The organism is Mesorhizobium neociceri (assembly GCF_013520985.1).
GTDB lineage: Bacteria > Pseudomonadota > Alphaproteobacteria > Rhizobiales > Rhizobiaceae > Mesorhizobium > Mesorhizobium neociceri.
Window position 1 is genome coordinate 1 of sequence record NZ_JACDTY010000043.1, and the last position, 17777, is coordinate 17777.

The following is a 17777-nucleotide window of genomic DNA, read 5'->3' on the forward strand; positions in this document are numbered from 1 at the left end:
GCGCTGATCGCCGCAAATCGCCCACGTTCGACGCAAAAAGGGATGGCACGCGGCAGCGTCCCCTCCCCCTTGTGGGGAGGGTTAGGGTGGGGGTCCCTCTTCGCAAGAAACCCTATGCGACGGCCGCCGCGTTCAAGGCGTCGGCGCGGTTGCTTCGATCAACCCTGCCTGCTTGAGATCGGCCCACAGAGCCGGCGGAATATCTTCCCTGAGATAGCCCAGATTCTGCTTCAGCTCCTCAGCCGACCGCGCGCCCGGGATGACGCTCGACACCAGCGGATGGCCGAGCGGGAACTGCAGGGCCGCCGCCGGCAGCGAAACCTTGTGACTAGCGCAGATCGCCTCGATGCGGCGCACGCGCTCCAGCACTGGCTCGGGCGCTTCCCGTGTGTTGAAGGTTGCGCCCTTGACGGCACCTGTGGCGAGGATGCCGGAATTGTAGGGACCGCCGATGATGATCCTGGTGCCGCGCTGTTCGCACAGCGGCAGCAAGGTTGCCAGCGGCTCCTGTTCCAGCAGCGTGTAGCGGCCGGCGAGCAGGAAATAATCGAAGGCGCCGGCGACGACGAAATCGGACAGCATCTGCCATTGGTTGATGCCGACGCCGACCGCCTTGATGACGCCTTGCGCGCGCAATTCGTCGAGCGCCGGATAGGCGCCGTCCATGGCTTCCCGGAAACGGCTCCTTGCATAGGGATCCTCGCCGGGACCGAAATGGATGGCCTCGTCCGGGTCGTGGATCGAGACCATGTCGACATAGTCGGTGTCGAGGCGCTTCAGCGTGCCTTCGAGCGAGCGCATGACGGCATCGCGCGAATAGTCGAACTCGGCGCGGAAGGAGCCGGGCTGGTCCCACAGCGCCGGCTTCAGTTCTTCGGGCGGGATAGGCACGAGGTCGTAGCCGATCTTGGACGAGATGACGATGTCCGCGCGTGGCAGCGACTTGATGGCCAGCCCCAGGCGCGTCTCACTGACACCAAAGCCGTAGACCGGTGCGGTGTCGAAATAGCGGATGCCATTGTCGTAGGCTGCCTGCACCGTGTTGACCGCGGCGTCGGTGTCGACAGCGCGGTACATGTTGCCGAGCCCTGTGCCGCCGAGCCCGATTGTCGTTACCTTCAGGCCGTTCTTGCTGACAGCCCTGAATTCGATTTCAGCCATGTTCTCTTCCTGTAATCCCTGATCGTCATTTGCCGGCCGCCTTCCCGCGCCCATTCAGACCGCCAAGGCCGTCGTGAATTCGGCGGCGAAAGACCATTGACACAAAAGTTGTCATATAACAATGTAACCAGACGACAAATGTAGCGACGCCTACAAAACGACAAGGGAGGAATGCATGGACGACGACACGAAAAATCAGATGGCCGGCATCAGCCGGCGCAGCGCTTTTGCGCTGGCAGGAAAACTCGGCCTGGGTGCCGCTGGCCTGGCCAGCGGATTGGGCGGTCTTGCCGGCGGCATCAGCGCCGCCCGGGCAGCCGATTCATCGCCCGGCCTGCCGAAGAAGCCCTACAAGTTCCACTTCGTTTGCCATGTGACGCTCGACCAGTTCTTCACGCCGACCGTCTATGGCATCCAGGATGCCTGCGCCGCCTTCGGTTGCAGCTACCAGTGGACGGGTTCGCAGAAGAACGTCGTCTCCGAAATGGTCAGCGCCATGCAGACGGCGATCGCGCAGAAGTCGGACGGCATTGCCGTATGCCTGGTCGACCCGACGGCGTTCGACGCCGCCACCGACATGGCGGCGCAGGCCGGCATTCCTGTGGTTGCCTTCAACGCCGACGTGCCGGTCGGCAGCCCCAACAAGCGGCTGTCCTATGTCGGCCAGCCGCTCTACCAGTCGGGCTACAACTCTGCGCTGAAGTGGCTGAAGCTGATCCCCAAGGGCGGCCATGTCATGCTGTCGATCGGCGTGCCCGGCTCGCTCAACACGCAGCCGCGTCTCGACGGCTACATCCAGGCGATCAAGGACAGCGGCAGCGGCGTCACCTACGATGTCGTCAACACCGGCCCGGATCCGGCAACGGAAATCTCGCGCGTCGAGAGCTATTATCTCAGCCACAAGACCGTCAACGGCTTGTTCGGCACCGGCGGTTCCGACACCTATGCCTGCGGTTTCGTGTCCAACAAATACGGGCTGGTGAAAGCCGGCGGCGCGGTGGCCGGCTTCGACCTGTTCCCGCAAACGCTGGACTTCATCAAGGCCGGTGACGTCAACTTCACCACCGACCAGCAGGCCTATCTGCAGGGCTTCCTGCCGGTGCAGCAGATGTATCTCTACAAGCTGTCGGGCGGTCTCGTCGGTCCGGCCAACAGCGACACCAGCCAAGCCTATGTGACCAAGGACAATGTCGACGCCTATGTCGGCAAGTCGCGTTTCGAAGGCCGCTCGGACGTCGAGCCGACCTGACACGTTTCGCCGTCAACTCCAGCCCTCGCCGCGTCATCCCGGGATGATGCGGCGAGGGTGCCAGTTGCTGCCGTTCAGGCGGCCATCCGCCCAGAAATCAGGAAGAGTTTAAGTGCCGCCAAGCAAAGCCATAACAGCCGGGAAAGGCGCCGTCGGCGTCAAGGTTCCGCACACAATGACGGAAAGGCTGCTCATCCTTTTGTCGCGCTACCGCGAGGCGAGCATCGCCGTCGTCGCAATCGTGCTGGTGATCTATTTCCAGGTCGGCAGCGATGGCGGCTTCCTGTCGCCGCAATTCATGAGCGTGGTGCTGCGCGACACCGGCCGGCTCGGGCTGATCGCCGCCGCCGAGGTGATGCTGATGATCACCGGCGAGATCGACCTGTCGCTGAGCGCCATCTTCTCGATCGCGCCCTATGTCATGGCGCTGCTGTCGGTCACCTATGGTGTGCCGCTGGCCGTCGGCGCGCTGATCGGCGTGCTGATCGGCGTGCTGGTCGGCGCCATCAACGGCATCATCACCGTGCGCTTCAAGGTGCCGTCGCTGATCACCACGGTCGGCATGCTGTTCTTCCTGCAAGGCATCGTCGTCTCGATCTACAACAGCCAGCCGATCGTGGCGCCGGTCGAGCAACCGTTCAACGCCATCTTCGGCCAGAGCCTCTACCAGCCTTCGGATGGCCTGTTCTCGTTGCACGGCATCACAGCCTTTACGCCCTTCCTGTGGGCGGTGGTTCTCGTGCTGGTGCTGGCGCTGGTGCTCTCCCGCACCACCTTCGGTCTGCACACGATTGCCACCGGCTCCAACATTATCGGCGCGCGTGAGATCGGCGTGCGCACCGACCGGATGAAGATCTACAATTTCATGATCGCCGGCGGCTTCGCCGCCTTTGCCGGCATCATCAACACGGCGCAGTTCACCTCGGCCGACCCGCAGGCCGGCAGCCCGTTCCTCACCTTGCAGGCGATCGCCGCAGCGGTCATTGGCGGCACCTCGCTGCTCGGCGGTTCGGGCACCGTCATTGGCGCGCTGATCGGCGCCTTCGTGGTGGCGTCGCTCAACAACGGTCTGGTGATGATCGGCGCCCAGGCCACCGTGTCCGACATCTATCTCGGCGCTGCCATCATCGCGGCGATGATCCTCTCAATCCAGGTCGACCGCCTGCGCACACGGAGGCGCGTATGAACACGCAAGCTATTCCACCGCTTAGCAAGGATGCGCCGACCGTGCTGGAGATGACGAACATCTCCAAGAGTTTTGGCGCCGTCACCGCGCTCGTCGATGTCTCGATCAAGCTGCGCCAGGGCGAGGTTCTGGCGCTGGTCGGCGACAATGGCGCCGGCAAGTCGACGCTGATCAAGATCCTGTCCGGCTTTCACCAGCCCGACACCGGCACCATTGTCTCGCAAGGCAAGGAGGTGCGCTTCGCCTCGCCGCGCGATGCGCGTGCCCAAGGCATCGAAACCGTCTACCAGGACTTGGCGCTGGTCGGCGACCTCAGCGTCTTCCACAACATGTTTCTCGGCCGCGAGTACCATAAGCGTTTCCTCGGGCTGAACCTGCTCGACAACAGAAAGATGCGCGAACAGGCGCAGCTCTATCTCGACACGCTTGGCATCACGATCCCCAGCGTCAACAGCACGGTCGACCTCTTGTCGGGCGGACAGCGCCAGTGCATCGCGGTGGCCCGCTCGATCTATTCGTCGCCGAAGATCCTGGTGCTCGATGAACCGCTGGCGGCCCTTGGCGTGCGTGAGAGTGCGCATGTGCTGGGCCTTATCCAGAATTTGCGCCAGCAGCGCCAGGTCTCGGTGATCCTGATCGTCCACAACTACAACCAGATTTTCGAGGTCTGCGACCGCATCAACTTCCTGCATGCGGGCGAGGTCGCGCTTGACGCCTCCACGGCCGACACCAGCGAGGAAGAACTGATCCGCATCGTCAAATCGGGCCTTGGCACCAGGGCGATCGAAGCCGCCGCAGCCGAGATCCGGCCGGGCCTCGTATGAACCAGCCGCCGGCAGCGGCTGCCGAAATCCTTGCCGGCAAGAGCTCCCACTTGCCGGCGCCTCGCACGGAGTATTCGTCTTGACGTTTTCACCCACTGAGCTGACCAGATCCCTTGGCCGCGGCCTGTTGTCCTTTCCGCTGACGTTCTTCGACGATGACGGCGCTTTCAACGAGGACGGCTATCGTGCCCATGTCGCCAGCCAGGGCACGGCCGGCGCGAGCGGGCTTTTCGCCGCCGGCGGCACCGGCGAGTTCTTCTCGCTGACACTGGAAGAATACAAGCGTGTGGTGCGGGCGGCGTCGGATGAGGTTCCCGACACCATGCCGCTGCTCGCCGGCGTCGGCTACGGCACGCATATGGCGGTGGAGTTCGCCAAGGCCGCCGAAGCCAATGGCGCCGACGGTCTGCTGGTGCTGCCGCCCTATCTCGTCAAGTCCGAGCAGGAAGGCCTGCGCCGTCATCTCACCGCCATCTGCCGCTCCGTCGGCATCGGCGTGATTGCCTATAACAGGGACAACGCCATTCTGACGCCGGAGACGCTCGAGCGTGTTGCGCAGGATTGCCCGAACCTGATCGGCTTCAAGGATGGAGTCGGCGATATCGAACTCCTCACCGCAACGCGCTACCGAATGGGCGACCGGCTGGTCTTCATCGGCGGCATGCCAACGGCCGAGGTCCATGCGAGTGCCGCGGCCGCCATCGGCATGACAACCTATTCGTCGGCGATCTACAATTTCGCGCCGGAGATTGCGCTGCGTTTCTTCAACGCCTTGCGCGCCGGACGCACGGCCGAAGTCGGCGATCTCATCCGCTCGTTCTTCCTGCCTTATCTCGCCATCCGCAACCGACGCGCCGGCTATGCCGTGTCGATCGTCAAGGCGGGCGCGCGCATTGCCGGCATCGACTGCGGGCCGGTGCGGTCGCCGCTTCTCGACCTGACGGCGGATGAGGAGCGCCAGCTCACGGCGCTCATGCAGTCCTGCAAGATGCCGGTCGCGGAGCTGGCGTAAGGTCTGATGGGACGGTCGGGTGGATCGAAGGCGAGGTGTGGCCGGGGGCTAACCGTCGACCATGCGGCGGTAGCGCTCGCGCCCGGCTTCAAGATGCTCGCGCAAAGTGAAGCGGGCGGCTTCGACATTCTGCCGCTCGATCGCCTGGTAGATGCGGCGGTGCTCCATCTGGACCTGCTCCAGATAATGCCGCCGCTGCTCGGGCGTTTCGTCGCGCGGGCGCATCAGCTGGCGCGGAATGAGGACGGGTCCGAGAAAATGCATAAAGCGTTCGAAATAAGGATTGCCGGTGGCAGACGCGATCGCCCGGTGGAAGGCGAAGTCCGGTTCGATGGCGCTTTCGCCGGCGGCGATCGAAGCGTCGATGGCATCGAGACAGTCGCGCATGCGGGCAAGATCGTCGTCGCCGCGCTTTTCCGCGGCAAGGCCTGCGGCTTCCAGTTCCACCGCGAGCCGAAGCTGCAGCACGTTCTGGACTTCGGTCAGCGAGTGAAGCTCGTCGGAAATGATGCGGAATGTGGTGTTGGCCTCATGATCGGCAACGAACACGCCGGAGCCTTGGCGGCTCGTCACCAGTCCTTCGGAGCGCAGCGACGCCATGGCTTCGCGGATCACCGTGCGGCTGACGCCGAATTGCGCGATCAGCTCCTGCTCGGTCGGCAATTTCTCGCCGCTGGTCAAATGACCGGCCCGTATTTCGCGCGCAAACCAGTCGGCAACCTGCGCCGTGCGGCTGATCTGCGGGGGAAGGCCAAAGGAACGTTTCATCGTCCCCAAGCAATAAACGAACCGCGTTTCTTGGCAACCCATTATTTGTCTGGTGATATGATAAGATTTGCGGCTCGCCGGCCGCGCTCAATCTTCATTCGCCTTGCCATATCCGCGCCAACATATCCGCGCTATCCGCGAAAGGGCAGGGCGTGATGGCCCCCGAAAAACCAGTGCTGCTGACCGGGGCCTCCGGCACGATCGGTCGGCTGCTGTCAACCAGGCTCGCGGCGCTGGGCTGGACCTTGCGGCTCACCGATATCGTGCCTTTGCCGATCCCGCTGCCGGACGGAGCGAGCTTCACGATTGCCGATATCGAGGACCAGCAGGCGGTGGACAATCTGTCGAATGGATGCGGCCTGATCCTGCATTTTGGCGGCATCTCCACCGAGCAATCCTTCGAGACGGTGCTCGGCCCCAATTTCCGCGGCGCCTTCCACATCTACGAGGCGGCGCGCAAGGAGAAGGCGCGGGTGGTATTCCCGTCTTCGGTTCATGCCGTCGGCCTTTACGAGCGGACGGAGATTCTCGATCAGGACTGCGTGCTCAGGCCCGACGGCTATTACGGGCTGTCGAAGGCCTATGGCGAGATGCTGGCGCGGCTCTACTTCGACAAGCATGCGGTCGAAAGCGTGCTGATCCGCATCGGCTCGGTACTCCCGGAAGTTCCGGACGAACGCATCCTGTCGACCTGGATATCGCATGACGATTTTGTCCGGCTGATCGAGCGCTGCGCTGCGGCCGAAAAAGTCGATTGCTCCGTCATCTGGGGCCAGTCCAACAACAGCCGCGGCTTCTGGCGAAACGATGCCAGGGAGAAACTCGGCTGGGCGCCGCTCGACAGTTCCGACAGCCAGGCCGAGCGCGTGCGCGGCAAGGTGACGGACAATCCGGTGGTCGAGCGTTACCAGGGCGGCAAGTTCATCGTCGTCGACTACAGCCGCGACGGTTTTCCGCCGCGCGAGATGTTTCCGGAGGAGTGAGCTTGTTGCGTCGGTAGCAGGGTAATCGCATATGGTGCTCCCCCACTCCGTCTCGGCTTCGCCGAGCCACCTCTACTCTCACATTCGTGGGGGAGAGGAAATGCCAATCGCTGAGGTCGCAGCCTTGAAAGGCTTGGGTTTCCTCTCCCCCATGAACATGGGGGAGAGGTGGCCGCGAAGCGGACGGAGTGGGGGGCTGGCGCCACCAATGCGATTGCCCCTTGATCACGCCGCCGGCGCCTTCCGCCCCGAAATCAAATCTGCCGCCTTCTCCGCAATCATCACCACCGCCGCATTGGTGTTGGACGACACGATGCTCGGCATGACCGAACTGTCGCAGACGCGGAGTCCCTGCAGTCCGCGCACGCGAAGCTCGGGGTCGACCACACTCTCGGCATCGCCACCCATGCGGCAGGTGCCGACCGGGTGATAGGCGCTGCGGCCGTGCTCGCGGGCGAAGACTTCGAGTGCGGCGCGGCTCTGCATGGCCGCGCCCGGCAGATGCTCGCGGCTGATGTATTTGGCGAAGGCTTGCTGCGACAGGATCTCACGGCTGATCTCGATGCCGTCGATGGCGCGTTCGAGATCGTAGCGTTCAGCAAAAGGATTGGGGTCGATAACAGGCGCATCGCGCAGGTCCGCCGATTTGAGCGTGACGCTGCCGCGCGAACGAGGCCGCACATGGTAGGAGTTCAGCGTGCAGCCATTGCCGCTGGGCACCGAGCCGATGCCTTCCTCGACGCCGGCGCCGGGCAGGAAATGGAACTGGATGTCGGGCGTCTTTTCCGCGCGGTCGCCCCACCAGAAGCCGCCGGCCTCGACGATGTTGGAGGCCACCGGCCCCTTGCCGAACAGCGCGTATTCGAGACCGGCCACCGCCTGCCAGCGCTTCTTCTTGTAGCGGTCGATGCCATGCGGGCCATTGAGCTCGGCGACGACGTCGACATCCATGTGATCGTGCAAATTCTGGCCGACGCCTTCCGCATCATGGACCACCTTGATGCCGTGCTGGTTCAGATGCGCGGCCGGGCCGATGCCGGAAAGCATCAGAAGTTTCGGCGAGCCGATGGCGCCGGCGGTGACGATCACCTCGCGTTCGGCGCGGAGCAATTCCGTGCGGCCATTGGCGATGATGTCGACGCCGATGGCGCGGCCGTTTTCGACCACGACGCGGCTGACCATAGCGTCGGTGCGCAGCATCAAATTGCTGCGGCCAAGCGCGGGCTTGAGATAGGCAACCGCCGTGCTCGAGCGTTTCCCCCGGCGCGTCGTGGTCTGGTAGAAGCCGGCGCCGGCCTGTTCGCCGGCGTTGAAGTCGGCACGGAAGGGAAGGCCGGCCTGCTGCGCCGCCTTGACGAAGATCCGGGTCAGCGGATGCGGCGCGCCGCTGGACACGCCAAGCGGGCCGTCAATGCCGTGCTGTGGGTCGGCGAAAGTATCGTTGCCCTCGGAGCGGACGAAATAGGGCAGCACGTCGGCATAGCTCCACCCGGCGCAGCCGGCGTCAGCCACCCAGCCGTCGTAGTCCTGCGGGCAACCGCGGGTGAAGACCTGGGCATTGATCGAGGAGCCGCCGCCGAGCACACGGGCCTGCGGATAGACCATGGTGCGGCCGTCGATCGCCTTGCCGGGCGCCGTGTCATAGCCCCAGATCAGCGGCCCCGACGTCATCTTGAAGAAGCCGACCGGCAAATGGATGTAGCGATCGGTGTCGGGCGGGCCGGCCTCGAGCAGGACGACCGATACCTCCGGGTCCTCGCTCAGCCGCGCAGCCAGAATGCAGCCGGCCGAACCGCCGCCAACTATGATGTAATCCGGCATTCCCGCTCCCTTTGCCGGGGCAAAATCAACGCCCCCTTCTCTTGCGCGCGACGATCTCAAGTCGCTTGTGCCGCGTCAAGAGAAAGGGTATGGTTATCGTGTTGAAGGGTTGTCGTACAAGTAGAGGAACTTGATAACTCGTCACCAGGAGGCCCCGGCCGCGCTCCCCGCGCTATCCGCCGGGCGGAACAGAATTCAATCGGGAGGATTTCGCGACATGAAGGACACGAAGAATTTTACGGTCAACCGGCGCACGCTGATGCTGGGCGCCACCGCCGGCGTGGCGGCGCTCGCCATGCCGAGCGTGCTGCGCGCGCAGGACAAGCCGACACTGGTGACATCGATCCGCTCTTTGTCCAACCCGTATCACGCGGTGTGGAAGACCGGCGCCGAGGCTTACGCCAAATGGGCCGGGCTCGAACACGTCACGCTGGTTTCGGAAGGCAACAGCGAGAAGGGCATCGCCGACATCAAGGCGATGCTGGCCAAGACCGGCGGTAATATGGTGCTGAACTCCGATCCGAACGACACGCCGGATGCACGCCCGATCGTCGAGGCCTGCGCCAAGGCCGGCGCCTATGTCGTGACGCAGTGGAACAAGCCGCCGGATCTGCACCCGAAGGACTTCAACCCGAACTATGTGTCGCATATCGAGTTCGACGGCATCTCAAGTGGCAAGACCATCGCCGAGATCCTGTTCAAGACCATTGGCGGCAAGGGCGGCATCGTCGCACTCGGCGGCCTGATCTCGACCACGGCGGCGATCGAACGCAAGAAGGGACTCGACGCAGCCCTTGCCGCCAATCCCGACATCAAGCTGCTCGACTTCCAGGTCGCCAACTGGAAATCGACGGAAGCCTTCGACCTGATGGGCAATCTGCTCACCCGCTTCGGCGACGACATCAAGGGCATCTGGGCTGCCAATGACGATATGGGCTCGGGCGCCTTGGAAGCGCTGCGTGCGGAGAACCTCGCCGGCAAAGTGCCGATCGTCGGCGTCGACGGCATCAAGACGGCGGTCGACGCGGTGCGCACCGGCGAGTTCGCCTGCACCGTCACCTCGGATCCGTTCTGGCAGGGCGGCATGGGTCTTGCCATCGGCTACAACGCCAAGATCGGCAAGTTCGACCCGACCAAGGAGCCGCCGGAACACCGCGAATTCTACGGCAAGGCGGTGCTGATCTCGCACGACAATGTCGAGGAATATTACAAGACCAATGTCGATGCGAAGCCCGAGATCGACTGGAACGATCTGTGGGGCCGGGTGACCGGAGCGATCCGTACCTGATCCATCGGAGCGGGCTGCAACTCCCTGGCGGCCCGCTTCCTCCCGCAGCCGTCGCGATCCCCTTGTCGCGACGGCTGTCACCAGCAGACGGGAAGCGGTTTCTTGACAATCCATACAGAACCCCTGAAGTCCGTTTCGGACATCGAGCGGACGACTTCCATGAGTTTGATCCCCGGCCGCATCGCCGCATTGTTTGGCGGCAGGCGCTGGCGCAGCCTGGCGCCGCTGGCGGTGCTGATTGTGCTGTGCGTCCTGATCGCCATTGCCAATCCCAATTTCATCGAAGTCCGCAATCTGGTGCGGCTTGCCAATTCGGCCGCCGTGCCGCTGACGCTGGCGATGGGGCTGACCTTCATCATCCTGATGGGCAGCATCGACCTTTCGGTCGAAGGCACACTTTCGGTATCGGCGATGGTGCTCGTGCTGCTCGCCGTCAATGACGGCAATGGCAACGACTATGGCTGGTGGGCGGTGCTCGCCGCAATCGTTGCCGGGACCGCGATGGGCTTTGTCAGCGGTCTCGTCCAGACCATGCTGCGCATCCCGTCCTTCATGGGCACGCTCGGCATGTGGTTCATCGGCCTCGGTCTGTCGGTCTATATGCTCGGCGGCTCGGCCATCAAGCTCAACGATGCCTCGATCCGCGACCTGGCCCTGCACCGTTTCCTCGGCCTGCCGGTGGCGGTGTGGGTCGCGTTCGGCGCTTTCCTGCTTGCCGCCATCATCCAGTATCACACCAAGCTCGGCCGCCACATATTGGCGATCGGCGGTGACGAGGATGTCGCAAAACTCTCCGGCGTCAATGTGGTGCGCGTGCGCATTACCGCCTTTGCGCTGGCCGGTTTCTTCTTCGGCATTGCCGGCGTTCTTGCCGCAGCCCAACTCGGCCAGTCGCATGCGGTCATCGGCGACGGCAGGCTGTTTGCCGCGGTCACCGCGGTGGTTGTCGGCGGCACGGCGCTGACCGGCGGTGAGGGCGGTGTCGTCAACACGCTGATCGGCGTGCTGATCGTCACCGTGCTTGCCAATGGCATGATCCTGCTCGGCATCTCGCCCTACATCCAGCAGACGGTGCAGGGCCTGATGATCATCGCTGCCGTGGCGCTGTCGCTCGACCGCGTCCGCCTCAGGATCGTGAAGTGAGCGCCATGCTGCAGGCGTCCAATATCATCAAGAATTTTCCCGGCGTCCATGCCTTGCGCGACGTCTCCATCGAGGTGCGGCCGAACGAAGTGGTCGGGCTGATCGGCGAGAACGGTGCCGGCAAGTCGACGCTGATGCGGGTGCTGGCCGGCGGCTACCGGCCGGATGGCGGCAGCCTCACCTTGGACGGCGAGCAGCTGCGCATGCGCAACGCCCGCGATGCGGCACGCCACGGCATCGGCATGGTGTTCCAGGAACAGTCGCTGGTGCTCAATCTGACCGTTGCTGAAAACATCTATCTCGGCGCGGAAGACCGCTTCACCCGCTTCGGCCTCGTCAACTGGCGCGCCATGAACGCGGCGGCGCGGCGGCAACTGGCCAAGATCGGCATCGACATCGACGTCACCGCGCGCACCTCCGAACTCACCTTCGCCGCGCGCCAGATGGTGGAGCTCGCCAAGGCGCTGACCTTGGAGGAAGTGGTCGACCGGCAGCTGCTCATCCTGCTGGACGAGCCGACCTCGGTGCTCAACGCCTCTGACATCGAGGTGCTGTTCGCGCGCGTGCGCTCGCTCAAATCCCGCGCCAGTTTTGTGTTCGTCTCGCACCGCCTCGACGAGGTGCTCAATATTTCCGACCGCGTCTACACGATGAAGGATGGCGCGGTCGTTGCCGAGCACCGGGCGGCGCAAGTCACCGCGCCGGAGCTGCACGAGATCATGGTCGGGCGCGGCTTGCAGGCTGAATATTATCGCGAGGCCCGGCAGCAGCCAGCGCGTGAGACGGTCATGGTCGAGGCCAGGGGCCTTGGCGCGAATGGCTTCTATCACGGCGTCGATCTCTCGATCCGGGCCGGCGAGATCGTCGGCATTGCCGGCGTCGTCGGCTCCGGCCGCGAGGAGGTGACACGCACCATTGGTGGCTTCGTGCAGCATGATGCGGGCGAAATGAAGATCGCCGGCGATGCCGTGCGCTTCGGCTCGCCGGAACCGGCGGTGCGCAAGGGCATCGGCTATGTGCCGCGCGAGCGTCGGCTCGAAGGTCTCGTGATGTTCCTGTCGATTGCCGAGAACATTTCGCTTGCCGATCTCTCCAGCGTCATGCGCCATGGCGCCATCGATTATGGCAAGGAGCGCCGGCTCGCCGCCGACTGGATCAAGCGGCTGCGCATCAAGGCGCCGGGTCCCGATGCCGCCTGCCGCAAGCTCAGCGGTGGCAACCAGCAGAAGGTGGTGCTGGCGCGCTGGATGACGGCGGGCTCGCGCATCCTTGTGCTCGACCATCCAACGCGCGGCCTCGACGTCGGCGCCAAGGAGGAGGTCTACGAGCTGATCCGCGATCTCTCCGCGCAAGGCGTGGCGATCCTTTTGATTTCCGACACGCTGGAAGAGACGATCGGCCTGTCGCATCGGGTGCTGGTGATGCGCGACGGCGAGATCACCGCGCGCTTCGATGCGAGTCCGGGCAACAAGCCGAACCAGGTCGATCTGCTAAGAGCGATGGTATGACGGACCGTTTGGAAACTCTACTCTGGCGGCCATCTGAAGGCGCTTTCTGCGCTTCCGATGTTAACGTGCACGGCAGCTTGGCGCATGCATCGTCTTATGCTGCGCTTGTCGACCCCCACTCCGTCTCGGCTTCGCCGAGCCACCTCTCCCCCGATCGACGGGGGAGAGGAAAGGCGCCAAGCTTTTCGCCTTCAACGCTCGTCCAGCAAGGCTCCCTTCCTTTCCCTCCGGAGGGGGGAAAGGTGGCGCTGCGAAGCAGCGACGGATTGGGGGAACCACGTGGCAATCAAGCCTTGGCTGATCAGTCACGCCAATCAGAGCCTTTCAAGGACGGGCGTGACCTGTGGCTCGCCCCGGCAAGGTGCTCGGCGAAGCCGAGACGGAGTGGGGGAGCGCCCTATACGATTGCGCTGCGGTGCTCACGGGCCTCAGCGATTTTCCAACGGTCTTGGGAGCTCTGCGATGAGTAACGGTTTCTCCATCAAGCGGGTGTTCGAAGGCAAGTGGACGCAAGGCGCCATTCCGCTGATCCTGCTGGTCGCGCTGTTGCTGATCATCGAGATCGCGGCACCGGGCTTCCTCACCGGCGAGACCGTGGCGCTGCTGTTTGCCAACACCGCCGTGCTGTTCATCCTGGCGACCGGCGTCACCTTCGCCATCCTGCTCGGCGGCATCGACCTGTCGATCCAGGCGGTGGCGTCGCTGGCCAGCGTCATCCTGGCGCAATTGCTGCCATCGCTCGGGCTCGCCGCCTTTCCGGTGGCGATCCTGTCGGGCCTCGCCTTCGGGATCCTGAGCGGCGTCGTCCACGTCAAGCTGCGCGTGCCGTCCTTCGTGGCGACGCTCGCCACCGGCGGCGTCGTCACCGGCCTGGCGTTGTGGGTGTCGAACGGCCGCGCCATCACCATCGAGGAAGGTGGCCGCGAAAACACCGCCTGGATCAACGCCACGGTCGCCGGCATTCCGGTGGTGGTGCTGATTTCGGCGGTCATAGGCATCGCCGCCTTTCTGGCGCTGCGCTACACGCGCTTCGGCCGCCAGGCGATCGCGGTCGGCGCGGGAGAACCGGCGGCCTGGGCGGCGGGCATCAATGTCGACCGCACCAAGATCATCGCCTTTGCCGCGTCCGGCATGCTGGCCGCTGTCGCCGGGGTTGTGCTGGCGGCGCGGCTGTCGAGCGGTTCGCCGGTGCTGGCCAACCAGCTGCTGCTGCCGGCCATTGCCGCCGTCATCGTCGGCGGCACCGCGATTACCGGCGGGTTGGGTGGCGTTGCCCGCACGGCGGTCGGCGCATTGATCATCTCGATCGTGCGCATCGGCATGACCTTTGTCGGCGTCAACATTTTCTTGGAAAACATGGTGTTCGGCGCGGTGCTGATTGCCGCCGTCGCCATCACCATCGACCGCAGCAAGATCGCGGTCATCAAGTGATCCCGCCTCCCAAGCAAGCGCGGACAGGACGGGACCGCATCGGCGCGAGGCCGATGCGGTCCGGCCTGATCAGATCACATCGTGTCGAGGCCGATCAGCTCGATCTTGTAGCCGTCGGGATCTTCGACGAAGGCGATGTGGGTGGTGCCGTGCTGCATCGGGCCGGGCTTGCGCGGGATCTTGGCGCCGCGCTTTTCCAGTTCCGCGCAGACGGCGTAGATGTCGTTGACGCCGAGCGCCAGGTGGCCGAAGCCGGTGCCGATCTCATAGGGTTCCTCGCGGCCCCAGTTCAGCGTCAACTCGACGACGGCTTCCTTGTCCTCGGGGCCGTAGCCGACAAAGGCGTTGGTGAACTTGCCGCCGGGATAGTCGTCGCGGCGCAGCAAGGTCATGCCGAGCACTTCGGTGTAGAAGGCGATCGACTTGTCGAGGTCGAGCACCCTGATCATGGTGTGCATATAGCGAAAGCCCGGGGCGTCGCTCATTGGGGGAGTCCTCCGAATTCAGGGATTTGCTGGTCTGACCGTCCACATCAAACGGTAGGCAGGGATATGGCTTCGCTTGATGTTCTAAATCAGGGTTGTATGATAACACGACAACGCCAGTATTTGTCCAGTCGTTTTCCCGAGGGGTCCAGAGCCAATCCATGAATGCCGTGCCGCCAACCTCCGCATCGCTGATCGCAGCCCTGGCCGGCGTGCTGCCGAGTGGCGGGCTGCTGACCGAGGAAGCGGATCTGGCGCGCTACAGCCGCGACTGGTCGGGCGACCATTTTGGCCGGCCGCTGGCGGTGGCGCGGCCGTCCTCCGTCGAGGAGATGTCAGCGCTGATGCGGTTCTGCCATGCCGAACGCATTCCGGTCGTGCCGCAAGGTGGCCTGACCGGGCTCGTTGGGGCAGCAGTGGCGGCCGATGGCGGCGAGGTTGTCATCTCGCTGGAGCGCATGAACAGGATCCGCTCGATCAGCCCGATCGACTTCGCCATGGTGGTCGAGGCAGGCTGCATTCTCGAGGACGCCAAGCGCGCCGCCGAAGAGAGCGACTGCCTGTTGCCGATCACCTTTGGCGCGCAAGGCAGCTGCCGCATCGGCGGCAATGTCGCCACCAACGCCGGCGGCTTCAACGTGCTGCGCTATGGCATGACGCGCGATTTGGTGCTCGGGCTCGAAGTGGTGCTGGCCGACGGCCGCATCTGGAACGGGCTGAAAGTGCTGCGCAAGGACAATCGCGGCTATGATCTGAAGCAGATCTTCATCGGCTCGGAAGGCACGCTCGGCATCGTCACCGCCGCCGCGCTGAAACTGTTCCCCAAGCCGACGCGGATTGAAACCGCACTGGTTGGCCTGCGCTCGGTCGAGGACGCGATGGCGCTCTATGCCCGCGCCCGGCGCGATTGCAGCGACCTGCTCACCGCTTTCGAACTTATCCTGCGCGTCGGCATCGAGATCACCATGCGCGAAGGTCAGAATTTTGCCGATCCGCTTGATAAACCCTATCCCGCCTATGTGTTGATCGAGGTTTCCTCCGGCGGTCTGATCGACCTCTCCAGCATGCTGCTCGGTTTCCTCGGCAGCGTCGAGGATATCGTCGAGGACGGCATCATCGCCGCGACACGGGCTCAGGCCGAACGGCTGTGGCTCTACCGCGAGATCATGGTCGAGCGGCAGGGCAGGGGCGGGCGCTATCTGCGCACCGACGTCTCGGTGCCGATCTCCAGGCTTGCCGATTTCGTCAGCGATGCGCTGGTGGCGCTGGATAAGGCGCGGCCCGACGCGCTCGCCGTCACCTATGGCCATGTCGGCGACGGCAACATCCACCTCAATGTGGTGCCGCCGGAAGGCATGGGTGCTGAGGCGATCGAGCATCTGTTCGAAGAGGCGGAAGCCGAGATCTTCACCGTCGTCGACCGCTATGGCGGCTCGATCAGCGCCGAGCACGGCATCGGCCGGGTCAAGCAGAAGGCATTCCTCGAACGCATCGATCCGGTGACGCTCGATCTGGCCGCCGGCATCAAGGACGCGTTCGACCCGCGCCATATTCTCAGCAACGGCCGCATTCTGGCGTCCGCATCCGCCGTCGACTATAGGTGAGCGATGACGCTGAAACTCGACAAGGTCAATCGCGGCCCACACCTCTCCACTCTGGTGGCAAGTTCCATCTCGCGCGAGATCGCGCAAGGCCGGCTGAAGACGGGTGACCAGCTGCCCACCGAACAAGCGCTGGCGACGACGTTCGGGGTCAGCCGCAATGTCGTGCGCGAGGCGATCGCGCGGCTGCGCTCGGAAGGCCGCATCTGGTCGCAGCAAGGGCGCGGCGCCTTTGTGGCGGAGACCAACAACCCAACGGTGCTGACCATCGACCATGAGACGCTGCAGCGCGCCGATTCGTTCCGCAACCTGTTCGAACTGCGCGGCATCCTCGAAGTGCAGGCGGCAGCCCTTGCCGCGAAGCGGCGCGGCGACGCCGATCTCAAAGCCATGGGCGATGCGCTGTCCGGCATGCGCGCCGCGCCCTATGGCAGCGTCGCCTGGCTGCGCAGCGACCTCGAATTCCACCGCACCGTCGCCGAGGCGACGCGCAACAGCTACATGGGCCAGTTCCTGGTCTTCGTGTCCGAGCGCGTGCGCGAAAGCATTCTCGCCGCCGGCAACCAGCAGAAATCCGACGACATGGCCCGCATTACGCTCGGCGAGCACGAACGCATCTTTGCCGCCATCCGCAACGGCGATGTCGAAGGCGCGCAAGCCGCGATGCGCGACCATCTGGCGGGCGCTGCGCTGCGTGTTGGGTTGCACGAGGGCGAGGCGGCGGAGGCAGAATCACCAGCGAGGGAGGTGGCGTCTCCGGTGCGGCATTCGAGATTGCGGAAGGCGATTCGCGGGCAGGCTGGGGGATAGCGGTTTAGCTCCAGCCAGTTGCATATGTGAGCGCCAGCCCCCACTCCGTCTCGGCTTCGCCGAGCCACCTCTCCCCCACTTTGTGGGGGATGAGGAAATGCCAACCTCCGAGGTCGCAGCCCTTCAAAAGCTTGGGTTTCCTCTCCCCTACTTTGTGGGGGAGAGGTGGCTCGGCGAAGCCGAGACGGAGTGGGGGAGCGCCCTATCCGATTTCACTCGGTTGGCGGCTCAACCAGAGACGCACCATTGCCGTGGCCGCCGCCCCACCGCGCTATTTCAGCGGCAAAAACAACTCAAGCACCACTTCGCGCAGCGGCCCGTTCGGGAAGAACGAAAAGTGCCGTTGGCAATAGAGCGGTTCACGACTTGATGGAATCGAAGGGATTCCCGATTTGTCGGTTTTGTGATTCAAGATGCTGGCTGGAGTGGAGGCCAGCATCTGATGACCCGACCTCTTTCCAATGATCTTCGCGAGCGGGTAGTAGCGGCGGTTTTGAGTGGTGAAAG

At 64.1% G+C, this 17777-nt stretch carries 15 protein-coding genes and 1 pseudogene; 11 read left to right on the forward strand and 5 right to left on the reverse strand.

Going from position 1 to position 17777, the window contains the following annotated elements; translation table 11 throughout:
- Positions 1–132: 132 nt before the first annotated feature.
- Positions 133–1161 carry an aldo/keto reductase gene (locus H0241_RS34900; protein ID WP_181062235.1) on the reverse strand — a complete coding sequence of 343 codons (1029 nt, stop codon included), beginning with the start codon at positions 1159–1161 and terminating at the stop codon, positions 133–135.
- A gap of 175 nt (positions 1162–1336) precedes the next feature.
- Between H0241_RS34900 and H0241_RS34905 the strand changes: the two genes are divergently transcribed.
- The 4 genes from H0241_RS34905 (at position 1337) to kdgD (ending at position 5432) form a co-directional block, all read left to right on the forward strand.
- Positions 1337–2410 (forward strand): sugar ABC transporter substrate-binding protein, encoded by a 1074-nt coding sequence (locus H0241_RS34905; protein WP_181062236.1) that lies wholly within the window; start codon positions 1337–1339, stop codon positions 2408–2410.
- A 112-nt stretch (positions 2411–2522) separates the two neighbouring features.
- Positions 2523–3596: an ABC transporter permease gene (locus H0241_RS34910; RefSeq protein ID WP_181062237.1), complete on the forward strand. Its 1074-nt coding sequence runs from the start codon at positions 2523–2525 to the stop codon at positions 3594–3596.
- The gene (locus tag H0241_RS34915; RefSeq protein ID WP_181062238.1) at positions 3593–4420 is read left to right on the forward strand and encodes an ATP-binding cassette domain-containing protein; all 828 of its coding nucleotides are present in this window, start codon (positions 3593–3595) and stop codon (positions 4418–4420) included. Before H0241_RS34910 ends, H0241_RS34915 begins: the two co-directional genes overlap by 4 nt.
- 79 nt (positions 4421–4499) lie before the next feature.
- Positions 4500–5432: a 5-dehydro-4-deoxyglucarate dehydratase gene (gene kdgD, locus H0241_RS34920; RefSeq protein WP_181062239.1), complete on the forward strand. Its 933-nt coding sequence runs from the start codon at positions 4500–4502 to the stop codon at positions 5430–5432.
- Positions 5433–5480: 48 nt separating this feature from the next.
- Here kdgD and H0241_RS34925 read toward each other — a convergent pair whose 3' ends face one another.
- Positions 5481–6200: a FadR/GntR family transcriptional regulator gene (locus tag H0241_RS34925; RefSeq protein WP_181062240.1), complete on the reverse strand. Its 720-nt coding sequence runs from the start codon at positions 6198–6200 to the stop codon at positions 5481–5483.
- A 155-nt stretch (positions 6201–6355) separates the two neighbouring features.
- Between H0241_RS34925 and H0241_RS34930 the strand changes: the two genes are divergently transcribed.
- Positions 6356–7183 carry an NAD-dependent epimerase/dehydratase family protein gene (locus H0241_RS34930; RefSeq protein WP_181062241.1) on the forward strand — a complete coding sequence of 276 codons (828 nt, stop codon included), beginning with the start codon at positions 6356–6358 and terminating at the stop codon, positions 7181–7183.
- 225 nt (positions 7184–7408) lie between these two features.
- On the opposite strand, the gene H0241_RS34935 is transcribed toward H0241_RS34930, so the two are convergent.
- A complete protein-coding gene (locus tag H0241_RS34935; protein WP_181062242.1) occupies positions 7409–9004 on the reverse strand; it encodes a GMC family oxidoreductase in 1596 nt (531 codons plus the stop codon).
- A 217-nt stretch (positions 9005–9221) separates the two neighbouring features.
- Here H0241_RS34935 and H0241_RS34940 point away from each other — a divergent pair, with 217 nt between their 5' ends.
- The 4 genes from H0241_RS34940 to H0241_RS34955 all read left to right on the forward strand — a co-directional run bounded on the left by H0241_RS34940 (position 9222) and on the right by H0241_RS34955 (position 14374).
- Positions 9222–10292 carry a sugar ABC transporter substrate-binding protein gene (locus H0241_RS34940; RefSeq protein WP_181062243.1) on the forward strand — a complete coding sequence of 357 codons (1071 nt, stop codon included), beginning with the start codon at positions 9222–9224 and terminating at the stop codon, positions 10290–10292.
- A gap of 159 nt (positions 10293–10451) precedes the next feature.
- Positions 10452–11435 carry an ABC transporter permease gene (locus tag H0241_RS34945; protein WP_181062244.1) on the forward strand — a complete coding sequence of 328 codons (984 nt, stop codon included), beginning with the start codon at positions 10452–10454 and terminating at the stop codon, positions 11433–11435.
- A 5-nt stretch (positions 11436–11440) separates the two neighbouring features.
- Entirely contained in the window at positions 11441–12943 is a 1503-nt protein-coding gene (locus H0241_RS34950; RefSeq protein WP_181062248.1) for a sugar ABC transporter ATP-binding protein, read from the forward strand.
- Between the two features lie 462 nt (positions 12944–13405).
- Positions 13406–14374 (forward strand): ABC transporter permease, encoded by a 969-nt coding sequence (locus tag H0241_RS34955; protein ID WP_181062245.1) that lies wholly within the window; start codon positions 13406–13408, stop codon positions 14372–14374.
- Between the two features lie 74 nt (positions 14375–14448).
- On the opposite strand, the gene gloA is transcribed toward H0241_RS34955, so the two are convergent.
- Positions 14449–14859 carry a lactoylglutathione lyase gene (gene gloA, locus H0241_RS34960; protein ID WP_019856614.1) on the reverse strand — a complete coding sequence of 137 codons (411 nt, stop codon included), beginning with the start codon at positions 14857–14859 and terminating at the stop codon, positions 14449–14451.
- Between the two features lie 161 nt (positions 14860–15020).
- Here gloA and H0241_RS34965 point away from each other — a divergent pair, with 161 nt between their 5' ends.
- Complete coding sequence (locus tag H0241_RS34965; RefSeq protein WP_181062246.1) at positions 15021–16463, forward strand: FAD-binding oxidoreductase; 1443 nt, start codon at positions 15021–15023, stop codon at positions 16461–16463.
- A gap of 3 nt (positions 16464–16466) precedes the next feature.
- Positions 16467–17270 (forward strand): FadR/GntR family transcriptional regulator, encoded by an 804-nt coding sequence (locus H0241_RS34970; RefSeq protein WP_181062247.1) that lies wholly within the window; start codon positions 16467–16469, stop codon positions 17268–17270.
- Between the two features lie 271 nt (positions 17271–17541).
- Here H0241_RS34970 and H0241_RS34975 read toward each other — a convergent pair.
- Positions 17542–17777 (reverse strand): annotated as a pseudogene (locus tag H0241_RS34975) (hypothetical protein); the annotation flags it as partial.

What these genes read in the sequence shown, in the direction of transcription:
- H0241_RS34900 (WP_181062235.1), bottom strand. Translation starts at nt 1,161, where the DNA reads ATGGCTGAAATCGAATTCAGGGCTGTCAGCAAGAACGGCCTGAAGGTA.
- H0241_RS34905 (WP_181062236.1), top strand. Translation starts at nt 1,337, where the DNA reads ATGGACGACGACACGAAAAATCAGATGGCCGGCATCAGCCGGCGCAGC.
- H0241_RS34915 (WP_181062238.1), top strand. Translation starts at nt 3,593, where the DNA reads ATGAACACGCAAGCTATTCCACCGCTTAGCAAGGATGCGCCGACCGTG.
- H0241_RS34925 (WP_181062240.1), bottom strand. Translation starts at nt 6,200, where the DNA reads ATGAAACGTTCCTTTGGCCTTCCCCCGCAGATCAGCCGCACGGCGCAG.
- H0241_RS34930 (WP_181062241.1), top strand. Translation starts at nt 6,356, where the DNA reads ATGGCCCCCGAAAAACCAGTGCTGCTGACCGGGGCCTCCGGCACGATC.
- H0241_RS34935 (WP_181062242.1), bottom strand. Translation starts at nt 9,004, where the DNA reads ATGCCGGATTACATCATAGTTGGCGGCGGTTCGGCCGGCTGCATTCTG.
- H0241_RS34940 (WP_181062243.1), top strand. Translation starts at nt 9,222, where the DNA reads ATGAAGGACACGAAGAATTTTACGGTCAACCGGCGCACGCTGATGCTG.
- H0241_RS34945 (WP_181062244.1), top strand. Translation starts at nt 10,452, where the DNA reads ATGAGTTTGATCCCCGGCCGCATCGCCGCATTGTTTGGCGGCAGGCGC.
- H0241_RS34950 (WP_181062248.1), top strand. Translation starts at nt 11,441, where the DNA reads ATGCTGCAGGCGTCCAATATCATCAAGAATTTTCCCGGCGTCCATGCC.
- H0241_RS34955 (WP_181062245.1), top strand. Translation starts at nt 13,406, where the DNA reads ATGAGTAACGGTTTCTCCATCAAGCGGGTGTTCGAAGGCAAGTGGACG.
- gloA (WP_019856614.1), bottom strand. Translation starts at nt 14,859, where the DNA reads ATGAGCGACGCCCCGGGCTTTCGCTATATGCACACCATGATCAGGGTG.
- H0241_RS34965 (WP_181062246.1), top strand. Translation starts at nt 15,021, where the DNA reads ATGAATGCCGTGCCGCCAACCTCCGCATCGCTGATCGCAGCCCTGGCC.
- H0241_RS34970 (WP_181062247.1), top strand. Translation starts at nt 16,467, where the DNA reads ATGACGCTGAAACTCGACAAGGTCAATCGCGGCCCACACCTCTCCACT.